We start from the raw sequence: 11,648 nt of genomic DNA, 5'->3' as shown, positions 1-11,648 counted from the left end.
GCTGAGGACTTTCCTGTGTAACATGAATGTAATATTTATGGGAAAATTTTCAGAAAACATATTTTTAATCATAAGAAAAAGAGCATCTTTGAATGCTCTTTACTTCTTTATTTGAATGCTTTTTCTTCAACGAGTCGCATCGTCGGGAATGTTTGTCCAGACTTCGCCTGCATCGTAACCAAGATATATGTTTCGCTATTATGTTTCATGATGAATACCATGGTATATCCGGATTCGTCCGTATAACCCGTCTTCGTGGCGGTCACAAACTTGGAGTAGTTGACACTTCGTTCATTAACCGATGAACCGAGGTGATACCACCAACGACGTTTGCCGCTACCGTCTTTATCTTTAAATTCGGCTTTAAATTCATAAGTCCCGGCAATTTCAATCAACTCCGGGTATGTACTGAATGCGAAGGCGATTTTAGCCATGTCGTTCGCCGTCGTATAATGATTCGGATCCGAGTAGCCATGCGCATTTACGAAATGCGTTCCAGTCAATCCTAAAACCTTTGCTCGGTCATTCATCATTTGAACGAAGGCCTCGGTCGACCCGCTCGTGTATTCCGCAAGGCTGTTCGCAGCATCGTTTCCAGATTCGAGTAGCGTGGCGTAAAGTGCTTGCCGGACTGTCAATGTATCTCCGATGGCAAGATGTGCGATGTGGCTATCCCATGGAATGTCGAGTGTCGACTGTTGAATCGTGATGATCGGCTGGTCGAGCTCATTCGCTGCAGACGCCTTTTCATAGGCGAGAAGTGCTGTCATCAATTTGGTCGTACTGGCTGGAAACACACGGTCATTGGCATTTTTATCGATTAATATCTCTTGGTTGGTCACATTGACGAAGGTCAACGCGCCGACAGGGATTTCTTCATTTGAAAGCAATGTCGCCTCACTCGGCCGCCATGAACCCATATCGATCTCCGGAAAAACCGGACCTTGCTTCATCGGTTCGACCTTTGGTGTGGAAGCCTCTGCTGGTGTCATTGCCTCTTTATCTTGTTTAAATCCGACCAACGTCGGGATCAGTGCGATGATTCCGAGCAAAACGACTGCGGCAATCATTCTTCGCATGATGTACGTTCTTCTTCGGTGTCTCCTTCTTCGGGTCAACAAAAGTCCCTCCTTTTTTGGTTACTCTATAAACATAATAGAAAACGCTTATTTTTTTCGCTGTTAAAATAAAGAACTAGGTCAATGATTGATCGGCGATGAAAGAATTGTGTTTCGGGTATAAGGGTAAAGATGTCACTTTTTGAGAGGAGAATGCGTCATGCATCGTTATCCGTTCACGAACTCCATTTGGCGTCAACATGATACTGGGACGCCGTACCCATCCCTTTCCGTTTCGGAATCGACCGAAGTCGTCGTCATCGGGGCAGGGATTGCAGGACTCGTCTGCGCCTATGAACTCCAAAAACGAGGGAGGCAAGTGACGCTTTTAGAGGCGTTTGAGATTGGACATGGGACGACGGGACATACGACAGCAAAATGTTCCGTTCAACATGGGACGATTTATCATAAGCTGATTCGTCGTTTTGATGAATCCATCGCGCGTTTATATTACGAGTTCAACTCAGAAGCGCTCGTCTATTTGAAAAATCAAATCGAAGAAGGGTTTGACTGCGATCACTCGAATGAACAATCGTTTCTTTATTCTAGGGAACCGAACGAAGAACTTACGAAAGAACTGGATGCGTATCGTCGCTTAAAGATTGACGGGGGAGAAGCGACGGAAGAAGTCAGAAAAGCGCTCCCGTTTTCAATCGAGCAGGCGTTGGTGATTCATGACCAAGCCCAATTCCACCCCGTGAAATATCTACGTGAATTAGCGAATCGTTTTGTTCAACTCGGTGGGAAGATTTATGAAAACTCTAGAGCGACGGAAGTGAGTCAAGGACCGCGTCCTGTAGTCACTACTTCTACCGGTAGAAGAGTACAAGGAAATCAAGTCGTGATCGCGACCCATTATCCATTCAATGACCTGCGCGGGTTATATGTGTCGAAATTTTCTGTTGAGCGATCGTATATTGTCGCCTGTGAATCGCGGAGTCGACCACTTAAAGGGATGTACTTAGAGGTAGGACAGAGCGAACGCTCGTTTCGGTCCTATGAGGAAAACGGAAAGACCTATTTACTAGTTGGCGGTGAAGGGCATACGGCGGGGCAAGTCACTGACACGCGTAACCGATATGATCGATTAGAGCATGATGCCCAGGCACATTTCGAAACGAATCGGGCATCCTATCGGTGGTCATCTCAAGATCTTATCACCTTAGACGGACTTCCTTACGTAGGGCAAATGTTCAAGCGAGAACCAGATCTCTTTGTGGCGACTGGATTTTCGAAATGGGGGATGACGAACGGAATCGCTGCCGGCACCTTGCTCGCGGATCAACTCACAGGTCGTCCGAACCGATTCGTCAATCTGGTCTCACCGCTCCGTCAAACGGTTAAATCTAGTGATATCAGTGCATTTCTTAAAACGAACTTAGATACTGCCACTCAATTTGCGAAAGGGACAGTCGATCGGCTATTTGAACGAAAAGATGTAAAAGACCTACAGCTAGACGAGGGTGGGGTCGTGCAAGTTGATGGCAAGACGAGTGGCGTTTATCGAGATTTGGATAACCAATGCCATGTCGTCAACCTGACCTGTACGCACCTCGGCTGTACAGTGAAATGGAACAATGCCGAGCGGTCATGGGATTGTCCATGCCACGGCTCTCGTTTCGATGCAAAAGGCAACGTCTTAGAAGGTCCTGCCACAAAACCACTTTCCTACAGCAAGCGAGAAGATTTGTAAACTGGTGTAGGCAAAGGTTGACATCTATAATAAAGTAGAAAGGGAACAGAATAACACATAGGGGTGAAAGACAGATGGAAGTTACAAAAGAATGGCGTGAACATTTTAAGCAACTGCGTTCCTTCGATGAGGCGATCTCGCTCTTGTATTGGGACATGCGTACACAAATGCCGGAACAGTCGGCACCGCTTCGGGCAGAAACGATCGGTTATTTATCGACTGAGGCGTTCAAACGACAGACGAGTGAGTCGTTCGCTTCTTTACTAGAACGGATGGCAGATGAAAAGGATTTATCTGACGTCGAGGCGCGGTCACTTGAAATCGCGAAGACGCAATACGAACGGAATGCCAAGATTCCACACAATGAATATCAAGCATATGTAACACTCGTTTCGGAAGCCGAGACGGCATGGGAAAAGGCGAAAGAACAGGACGACTGGGACATGTTCGCTCCATACCTTAAACAGATTATCGAATTCCAGCAAAAATTTGCGGAATATTTCGGCTATGAGAAACATCCGTACGATGCATTGCTCTATGATTTCGAACCGGGCATGACGGTCGAGCTCTTAGACGAATTGTTCGCCTCGCTCCGAGACGAACTTGTTCCTCTCATCCAGCAGCTCCCAAAAGAATCGCTCTCTCTGGACTGGTCGATGCCGGCGGATGTTCAAGAAACCATTTGTCATGACTGGATGAATGTCGTCGCTTACGATTTATCACGTGGTCGATTGGATGCGACAGTACATCCGTTCGAAATCACCATCAACCGCCGCGACGTCCGGATTACGACGAAGTATGATGAAGCAGATTTCAGAAATGCACTGTTCGGTACGATGCATGAAGCGGGTCACGCGACGTATGAGCAGCAAATCGACCCGATGCTCGATGAACTCGGGCTAGGTGGCGGTGCGTCGATGGGGATTCATGAGTCCCAGTCGCTCTTCTTTGAGAACTTCATCGGACGAAGCGAAGCGTTCTTGCGTCGCGTCTATCCGAAACTACAATCGCTTCATCCGGCATACGCTGCAATCGACTTCGACACTTTCTATCGAGGTGTGAATGAAGCGAAATCATCTCTGATTCGGATCGAGGCTGACGAATTGACATACAGTCTACACATCATCATCCGCTATGAGCTCGAGAAGGCACTCATCCAAGGGACGTTGTCCGTCGATGAGCTTCCTGCGGCATGGAATGAAAAGTATAAAGAGTATCTCGGACTCGATGTCCCGTCGAATGCCAAAGGAGTCCTCCAAGACGTCCATTGGGCAGGCGGTTCGTTTGGATACTTCCCGAGCTATGCCCTCGGATTGATTTATGCGGCCCAATTGACTGAAACGTTGAAATCAGCTCTTCCGGAATTCGAGACGTTGATTGCAGAAGGTGAAATTGAACCGGTCAAAGCGTGGCTACAGGAGAACGTTCATCAATATGGAAAACGTCTCACCCCGAACGAACTCATTCAACAAGTGACGGGTCAAGCGATTTCGGTCCAACCGCTCGTTCGATATTTGACGAAGAAATATCAAACAGTTGCCAAATGAAACGATTTGCACATCGTGGCGTGATGGCACATCGTCCGGAGAATACGATGTCGGCATTCAGGCTCGCACTCGAAACCGGAGCAGATGGGATTGAAACGGATGTCCATATGACAAAGGACGGCGTCCTCGTCCTCATCCATGACGAGACGCTCGAACGGACAACCGACGGAAGAGGGCAAGTTTCACTCTATACCTATGATGAGCTCAAACAGTTCAATGCCGGGGTACGTCATAGTCTAGAAGAACACATCCCTACGCTCGAGGAGCTGTTCGAACTGGTGAAAGAGGAATCGGTCATTTTGAACTTAGAGGTGAAGACGGATGTCCATCGATATGAAGGAATCGAATCTCGCATCATCGACTCTATTGAATCCGCTGGAATTGATGCGACCCGCATTCTCTTTTCCTCATTCAATCATGAAACCATTCACCGATTGAAACAGATGAGACCGGATATCGAAGCGGCCATTCTGCTTGCACAGCCGCTTTATGACATTTCCGGATATCTTCGATTCGTCGGAGCGGATTCGGTCCACCCACACATCGATCGCATCACAGACGAAGAAGTACGCTCGTTGCAAGGTCGAGGGATTCCGATCAGACCGTATACGATTAAAACACAACATCAACTTGAACGTTGTATGGCGCTTCAAGTCGATGCCATCTTTGTCAATGATATCGAATGGGCATACAAAACCACTTAGTCGCCGACTAAGTGGTTTTGTATTTGGGTGGAAGAGAACTAGATTTTTATGTAAAGGTAGCGCTTTCGTCCGTTAGCATATCGGAGCACATTCTGTGCATAGTGTCCCCTTTACGTCATTGTCGGATTGTCTTAAGTTTAAGATGTCACCGAGCTACATAGCAATCAGATGTAGCACACCATGTAGCACTGCATCACATTTGTTGTATGCACGTTGTGGGTTACCAAAGATCAAAAGGAGGAAATTTCACATGAAGAAGTTGATGTCTTTACTGGGTACTCTAGCACTGGCTTTCGCTTTCGTCTTACCGGTTAGCGCGGATGGACATGAAAACGCGATGGTCCGTGTGCTACATGCTTCACCTGATGCACCGGCAGTTGACGTGTACGTGGATGGGGAAGTCGCGGTCGAGGGAGCAGAATTCAAGGATCTCACAGACTACTTGACACTTCCTGCAGGCGATTACAACGTTGAAATCAAGCCGGCAGGTGACGCTGAAACAGTCGTCGTCGCAGCAGACCTTTCAATCGAGGCAGGCAAGTTCTATACAGCCGCTGCAATCGGTCAACTTGAAAACATCGAAATCGCCGCAATGGAAGACGATGCAAACTTTGAAGATGGTAAATCGAAAGTTCGTGTCGCTCACTTCGCACCAGATGCACCAGCGGTTGATGTCGCACCTAAAGGTGGCGACCCACTCTTCTCAAACCTCGAGTTCAAAGCAGTAAGTGATTACGGCACACTCGATGCTGGAACGTATGACCTTGAAGTCCGCCCCGCTGGAGCGACTGACGTCGTCAAAGCACTTGACGGTGTTGCACTTGAAGGTGGCAAAAACTATACAGCATTCGCAATCGGACTCCTTGAAGGAGAACCAGCGTTTGAAGTCCTTCTCGCCGCTGATGGTGGGGAAATGGCAATGGCTCCTGAAACAGGACAAGGTGGTCTTGCTCAAACAGCTTCAATGAACTGGTTGCTCGCGGCAGCAGTGGTTGGAGCGGCAGCAGCTGGATTCTACGTCTTTCGTCGTCAGAAGCAAGACGCTTAAACTGATTTTCTTAGGAACAATCACATTTCTCGTATGGAGCGCTCAAGCGGAAGCTCCTGACAAACCGTTCGTGATGCCAACGGCTGAATTTGCCGAACCGCAGGTCTTGACCTCGAAGCAGGTAGATCGACAAACGTTTCATTCGAACAGTTTCGTCCCTGCCCGGCTGGTCATAGCTTCAATCGATGTTGATACATCGATTGAAGCGGTCGGGAAGGATGAGGCTGGAAGAATGGACACACCGTCTGACGTGAATCAAGTCGGTTGGTATCAATACGGAGCCAAAGCAGGCGCAACGGGGAATGTCGTCCTATCGGGTCATCTAGATGATCTGAATGGTCCAGCTATCTTTGCGAATCTGGATCAACTTCCGATCGGAGAACTGGTGACGCTCCAACGGAAAGACCAAGTCGCAACGTATGAAGTGGTCAGTGTGAAACAGTATCGCCTCGACCAAGTGCCGCTCGCTTCCATTTTTGCGGCGACTCAGTCAAAGCGTATTCAATTGATCACTTGTGCAGGACCGTATGACGAGAATCTTGGGTATCGGGACCGGATCGTGGTCACGGCCAACCTGATTGAAACGTAAAGATGAAGAGATGCTGACCGATGGGTCGCATCTCTTTTTTTCGCAAAAAACAGCCCTTCACCGTTAAGATGAAGGGCTGTAGTCGGATTTAAGCATCCATACGATCTAATAATTTTGAGAGTAAAATGAGTTCGTCATCTGAAAAATCAGTGAAGACATCCATCAAATATTCAATCTTCATGCTCTCTAACGTCTCAAACAACTCACGACCTTCATCCGTTGCCTGAAGTTCAACGACACGGCGGTCACGCTCGCTGCGTTCGCGAGAGATCAACCCTTTTTTCGTCAACTCATCGGCAAGCGCAGTGATCATCGAAGCTGAAAATTGAAACTCATTTGACAGAGCAGAGGCGATTTGAGGACTCTGTTGACAAAGAGAACGTAGAATGAAGAATTCATTGCGGGTTAAATACTGTGAGAACATCGAACGGAGATTTTTTTTCACTCCACGATAGTTCATCCGGATACCACGTTCAGCGTCTGCGACGAGCTGTCGACGTGAAGCGGTCTGTACGGGTGTTGTCATCCTCGAAACTACCTCCTGGCGATAATATTATTCATATATACTTCAGAACATAAAAACATTCTACATTAAAAACATGTTGTCTGTAAAGTTATAGGGGCTCGTCTTTTGCCCGAATTTGTTGAATGATGTCTTCATAATGTTTCAAGTCCGGATAGAACCGTCTAAAGAAAAATTCAATCTGTGGGTCATCACCTTCCGCTAACAGTTTAGCGAGAACAGCATAAACGACACCCATCCCTTGTCTCGGCAAGAGGGAAGATGGAAGTAATGTCGCACACTGAACTGCCTGTGTGAAGTAAGTGGAGAGCGTATCGCTCAAATCTTTAAACGTACGAATATCGGCGTAATGGAACATTCGGGTCAGTTCGACAATGGCAGAGAGATCGGTCTCGAGCAACCATTCGCTCTGGAAAATCGCGTTGTCTAGCTTCTCAACCGTTTGATCATTTGCGATATAATAATTCAGGTTATCACGTGTGATGGTCACTTTTTCAGGGGAGTCGAGAATCTGTTCAACCGTCTCCTGTTCGAATGTCCGCAATTGTTTTCGAATGTTCACGAACTCGGAGTCGGCAATCTCCAAGAGTCCGGCGACCCGGCTGAAACTTCGTTTAATTTCAGGCGGCACGGCATTCGGATTTTTGTAGCCGAGGTCATGTTCAATCTCTGCCCATGCATGTTGTAAGATGGAGCGGACTTGAATTTCCGCTTCTTTTTCTGCGAAACGGCGATATTCACCGAGCGCAAGGCGTTTCTCACTCAGTTCCACGACATAATGAACGGAAAGATAACCGAATTCATTGGCATCGAGCAATGTCGACTTGTCGATGGACTGTTCACGATCGATGGTGAATTCATCTTCCAAGATTTGCGCGACGGCGCGTACGTCGTCATGAAAGTATGTCACGATCCGTATCCCGGCCAAGTCTTGCACGTCTCGTAATGAACGATATTGATAAGGTTTGCGTGAAAGTTTGGCATATAGACTGTCCGCTTCTTTGGCACGGGCAACGATTGAATGAAACTGGATGCCAGCTTCTGTCAACAATTCACTGAGGAGTGCTTTCAACTTTGTGGCAAACGCTTCATAATCTTCTTTTTCATTCAAATATTCAAGCATGATTGTATTCAAGTCTTGTTTTGGCACAGAATTCACTCCTTTTCTCTATCCATAGTATAGCATCACACACTAGAAACGATATGATAGTATGTATAAGGAACGAAACAGAAAGAGGTGGGTTGGATGCATACATTCCGTTCAGTTGAGAGAGAAAAAATCGAGATCATCGCTGGATTGTTGCAACAAGCAGGGTATCGCATATCTCGCATAAGAGCAATAGATTGCCAGTTCATGGTGACCGCTCGATTAGAGGGGCAGACTCAAATGGAAGGGGAACATGATCGCATCAAGGGGATCGTGCAACATTTCGCCATCGAAGAATGGACGATGAACGAAGAATCGAGTTGATTTGATGTTTACCACCTCATTTTTCGGGAATAACAAAAACAGTGAAAACCATGACTGTGAACGTTTAGGAGGATGGGGCATGTTAGAGACAAGAGTAGTGAATGATATGACGACGGTGGACCATGAAGTGAATGAGATGGTGTCAGGCGGATGTGTGAATGAGCATATCTATTTGTTCGCCAAAGATGAGGAATTGACCGTTCGATTGGCAGCAGAGGCCGGGGTACAACCATATCGAATTCCGGAAAAAGGAATGTTCGAGTCGTTGCTCTCGAAATTCACGAGCAATTCAGAAGATCGCATGGAACAGATGGAGAGTCTTGGACTCACAAAAGAGATGGTGGATTCACTCGAACGTGAAATCAAAGATGGTAAAATCGTGTTAGTTTGCGATAAATAAAAAATGGACCGGAAAAATCGGTCCATTTTTTTATTTTGCTTTGTAATAGGCATTCACGATGCGACGTAACGATTTTTGATCGAGACGGAGCGGAGCGAATCCAGCATCCTGTAGCAATTGTTTCGTGTTGTCGTCACGGAACGTGATATTCCGGTTCAAATACGGATTGAATACTTTCACCATATCGTTGAACGACTGTTCGACTGAGCTGAGTGTCGATGTCGGTGTCTCCGTGATTGTTAAATGCGGGAATGCTAACGACTCTTTCATATAGTCGAGCATCGTTTCATTTTTTGGTGGTGCGTCGTTTGTCACGTTATAGATTGTACCCGCCTTCGCATGCTCGATGGCAGCGAGGAGTACATCCGCGACATAATCGACAGGGACAAGGTTTGATGTACCTGTCGCTGAGCCAATCAATCGAATCGACTCGACGTCATGCCCACGTCGTTCCAATTTCCGTTTGAACAGTTCGAGAGCACGCATATATCCGTACATCGTAAATTTTGAGTCAGCCTCTCCTGTTTTCGAGTCTCCGACGATGATGGCCGGTCGGAAGATTGACACATCAAGCTCATCCCGTGACTCCCAGACCGCCTGCTCGGCGTGTGCCTTGCTTTCTTCATACGGATTCAAAAAAGATTGCGACACGTCGTACAGTGTTTCCCCGCCAACTTCTTTAGTGCCAAGTGTGTAGGCCGTACTCACGTGGAAAAAGCGACGGCAGTCAATCAGCTTGGTCAAGCGAAGGGCCTCTTTCGTCCCGGTCAAATTGGTCTCGAACAATTCATCGCGCAATTCTTCATCGAATTTGACGAGTGCAGCCATGTGTAGGAATAAATCAATCTTCCCTCTATATGTCTCGATGAACGCTTCATTAGCACCGAGCGCATGTGACGTCAAGTCGCCTGGTAACACATCAATCGACTTTTGTTCTTCAGCGGTGAATTGTGCTTGTACCTTCTCCGGTGTTCGCGCCAACATGCAGACGCGATGCCCCCGCTGAATCAATTCTTTGGCGAGTCGCCCTCCTAAAAATCCGGTTCCACCAGTCATAAAAATATGCAATCGCGTTCTCCCTCTCTGTGACATTCTTTACCCATCATATCAACTCTTGTCGCATGTAGCCACTTTGCCTTTGCTGAAATTCCATGTTTAGAAAAAATCGAACTCGGTTATGAACTATAGAGAAGCGTACGAACGGTGCGTAAAGACAGCTTGCCTGTCAAATCTATTGAAGTGAGGTTTTAACGAATCATGGCAAATCTATTCGGAACAGACAAGGATGACGCAAAAAAGAAGCAACAAGATATTGAGAAAACGGTACAAGAGAAAAACATCACCCAAATCCATCTCTATTTCTCAGATGTTCTCGGTGATTTAAAACTCTTGACGCTTTCGGCAAAATTGTTGCCTGAAGTCTTTGAGGGAAAAACGATGTTTGACGGTTCTTCAATCAACGGGTTCTCTTCCATCAAAAACTCAGACTTATTCTTGAGACCGGATTTAGATCGTCCACGGTATGAGCAAGACGGCGAGGAAAATATTTTGGCATTCTTCTGTGACGTATGCACTCCGGAGGGAGAGCGATATGAATACGACCCACGTAATGTATTGAAGGATGCACTTGAACGTGCAGCACGTGATGGCTACTCGGTATTCGTTGGGGCAGAGCCGGAATTCTTCATCTTTGACGAGAACGGAGAATTTTATGACGAGGCCGGATATTTCTCGACACGTTCAGAGGATAAAGGATATGAAGTGCGACAGCACATCGCGAACCGTCTAAGCGGTGTCGGGTTCAATATTGAGGCTGTTCACCATGAAGTCGCTCCTGCGCAACATGAGATTGGCATCAAGTATGATGATGCACTCCATACGGCGGATAACATTCAGTTCTTTAAAGAAATCGTCAAGATTGCGGCGAAGGAGAAAGGGGCATCCGTCTCATTCTTGCCAAAACCGTTGCGTGATGTGAATGGTTCTGGAATGCACTTGAACATCTCTGTCTGGAAGAATGATGAGTCTGGAAATCCGACGACCAACGCGTTCGACGAAGTCGATGCGGATTACGGATTGTCGAAAACGGCGCGTCATTTCATCGAGGGAATCTTGAAGCATGCCCGTGCCACAGCAATCTTCACGAATCCACTACCGGAATCATACGAGCGTCTCGTTCCTGGATTCGAGGCACCTGTCAATATATGCTGGAGCCCATCGAACCGCAGTTCGATGATTCGAATCCCCGCTTCCCGTGGAAGTGCGACTCGTGTAGAGGTCCGAAATCCTGACCCGAGTGCGAACCCATATTTGGCACTTGCCGCGCTCATTTATGCGGGACTTGAAGGAATCGAGCAACAGCTCGTTCCGTCTTCTCCGAACGAGGATGACTTGTTCGAGTATTCTGCGAAGCAAATCGAGAGCCAAGGAATCGCATCACTGCCTGCGACATTCCATGAATCGATCCAATCACTGAAACAAGATAACTTCCATGACTACTTTAACCACAATATGATCGATCGCTACTTGTCACTCATTCAAGTGCGAAAATAAAA

Annotated in this window: 12 protein-coding genes; 8 read left to right on the top strand and 4 right to left on the bottom strand. The window is 47.0% G+C overall.

Annotation, left to right across the window (positions count from 1 at the left end; translation table 11 throughout):
- Positions 1-107 precede the first annotated feature (107 nt).
- The gene (locus KNO68_RS04265; RefSeq protein WP_251024843.1) at positions 108-1,079 is read right to left on the bottom strand and encodes a D-alanyl-D-alanine carboxypeptidase family protein; all 972 of its coding nucleotides are present in this window, start codon (positions 1,077-1,079) and stop codon (positions 108-110) included.
- 199 nt (positions 1,080-1,278) lie between these two features.
- Here KNO68_RS04265 and KNO68_RS04260 point away from each other — a divergent pair, with 199 nt between their 5' ends.
- From KNO68_RS04260 to KNO68_RS04240, 5 genes are all read left to right on the top strand, one after another.
- Positions 1,279-2,811 carry an FAD-dependent oxidoreductase gene (locus tag KNO68_RS04260; protein WP_215112119.1) on the top strand — a complete coding sequence of 511 codons (1,533 nt, stop codon included), beginning with the start codon at positions 1,279-1,281 and terminating at the stop codon, positions 2,809-2,811.
- Positions 2,812-2,885: 74 nt separating this feature from the next.
- The gene (locus KNO68_RS04255; RefSeq protein WP_078146952.1) at positions 2,886-4,358 is read left to right on the top strand and encodes a carboxypeptidase M32; all 1,473 of its coding nucleotides are present in this window, start codon (positions 2,886-2,888) and stop codon (positions 4,356-4,358) included.
- Complete coding sequence (locus KNO68_RS04250; RefSeq protein ID WP_078146951.1) at positions 4,355-5,062, top strand: glycerophosphodiester phosphodiesterase; 708 nt, start codon at positions 4,355-4,357, stop codon at positions 5,060-5,062. The genes KNO68_RS04255 and KNO68_RS04250 overlap by 4 nt, the downstream gene beginning before the upstream one ends.
- A gap of 250 nt (positions 5,063-5,312) precedes the next feature.
- Positions 5,313-6,110 carry a DUF4397 domain-containing protein gene (locus KNO68_RS04245; protein ID WP_012726359.1) on the top strand — a complete coding sequence of 266 codons (798 nt, stop codon included), beginning with the start codon at positions 5,313-5,315 and terminating at the stop codon, positions 6,108-6,110.
- Positions 6,055-6,699 carry a class F sortase gene (locus tag KNO68_RS04240; protein WP_251024842.1) on the top strand — a complete coding sequence of 215 codons (645 nt, stop codon included), beginning with the start codon at positions 6,055-6,057 and terminating at the stop codon, positions 6,697-6,699. Before KNO68_RS04245 ends, KNO68_RS04240 begins: the two co-directional genes overlap by 56 nt.
- Positions 6,700-6,787: 88 nt before the next feature.
- On the opposite strand, the gene KNO68_RS04235 is transcribed toward KNO68_RS04240, so the two are convergent.
- A complete protein-coding gene (locus KNO68_RS04235) occupies positions 6,788-7,225 on the bottom strand; it encodes a MarR family winged helix-turn-helix transcriptional regulator (RefSeq protein WP_012726357.1) in 438 nt (145 codons plus the stop codon).
- 88 nt (positions 7,226-7,313) lie between these two features.
- Positions 7,314-8,372: a GTP pyrophosphokinase gene (locus KNO68_RS04230; RefSeq protein ID WP_270812121.1), complete on the bottom strand. Its 1,059-nt coding sequence runs from the start codon at positions 8,370-8,372 to the stop codon at positions 7,314-7,316.
- Between the two features lie 96 nt (positions 8,373-8,468).
- Between KNO68_RS04230 and KNO68_RS04225 the strand changes: the two genes are divergently transcribed.
- Positions 8,469-8,693 (top strand): hypothetical protein, encoded by a 225-nt coding sequence (locus tag KNO68_RS04225; protein WP_012726355.1) that lies wholly within the window; start codon positions 8,469-8,471, stop codon positions 8,691-8,693.
- 79 nt (positions 8,694-8,772) lie between these two features.
- Positions 8,773-9,093, top strand: coding sequence for a YflT domain-containing protein (locus KNO68_RS04220; RefSeq protein WP_078146948.1), 321 nt, complete (start codon positions 8,773-8,775; stop codon positions 9,091-9,093).
- A 30-nt stretch (positions 9,094-9,123) separates the two neighbouring features.
- Here KNO68_RS04220 and KNO68_RS04215 read toward each other — a convergent pair whose 3' ends face one another.
- Positions 9,124-10,161 (bottom strand): SDR family oxidoreductase, encoded by a 1,038-nt coding sequence (locus KNO68_RS04215; RefSeq protein WP_078146947.1) that lies wholly within the window; start codon positions 10,159-10,161, stop codon positions 9,124-9,126.
- Positions 10,162-10,350: 189 nt separating this feature from the next.
- Between KNO68_RS04215 and KNO68_RS04210 the strand changes: the two genes are divergently transcribed.
- A complete protein-coding gene (locus KNO68_RS04210; RefSeq protein ID WP_047795294.1) occupies positions 10,351-11,646 on the top strand; it encodes a glutamine synthetase family protein in 1,296 nt (431 codons plus the stop codon).
- Positions 11,647-11,648: the final 2 nt, after the last annotated feature.

It is taken from the genome of Exiguobacterium sp. s75 (assembly GCF_018617145.1).
GTDB classification, from domain to species: Bacteria; Bacillota; Bacilli; order Exiguobacteriales; family Exiguobacteriaceae; genus Exiguobacterium; species Exiguobacterium profundum.
Note: the sequence above shows the minus strand (reverse complement) of the source record. Positions and strands in the feature narration are given on the sequence as shown.

Excerpts from the sequence above, each read along its gene's own strand:
- KNO68_RS04265 (WP_251024843.1), bottom strand. The coding sequence starts at position 1,079 with ATGCGAAGAATGATTGCCGCAGTCGTTTTGCTCGGAATCATCGCACTG.
- KNO68_RS04260 (WP_215112119.1), top strand. The coding sequence starts at position 1,279 with ATGCATCGTTATCCGTTCACGAACTCCATTTGGCGTCAACATGATACT.
- KNO68_RS04255 (WP_078146952.1), top strand. The coding sequence starts at position 2,886 with ATGGAAGTTACAAAAGAATGGCGTGAACATTTTAAGCAACTGCGTTCC.
- KNO68_RS04250 (WP_078146951.1), top strand. The coding sequence starts at position 4,355 with ATGAAACGATTTGCACATCGTGGCGTGATGGCACATCGTCCGGAGAAT.
- KNO68_RS04245 (WP_012726359.1), top strand. The coding sequence starts at position 5,313 with ATGAAGAAGTTGATGTCTTTACTGGGTACTCTAGCACTGGCTTTCGCT.
- KNO68_RS04235 (WP_012726357.1), bottom strand. The coding sequence starts at position 7,225 with ATGACAACACCCGTACAGACCGCTTCACGTCGACAGCTCGTCGCAGAC.
- KNO68_RS04225 (WP_012726355.1), top strand. The coding sequence starts at position 8,469 with ATGCATACATTCCGTTCAGTTGAGAGAGAAAAAATCGAGATCATCGCT.
- KNO68_RS04220 (WP_078146948.1), top strand. The coding sequence starts at position 8,773 with ATGTTAGAGACAAGAGTAGTGAATGATATGACGACGGTGGACCATGAA.
- KNO68_RS04210 (WP_047795294.1), top strand. The coding sequence starts at position 10,351 with ATGGCAAATCTATTCGGAACAGACAAGGATGACGCAAAAAAGAAGCAA.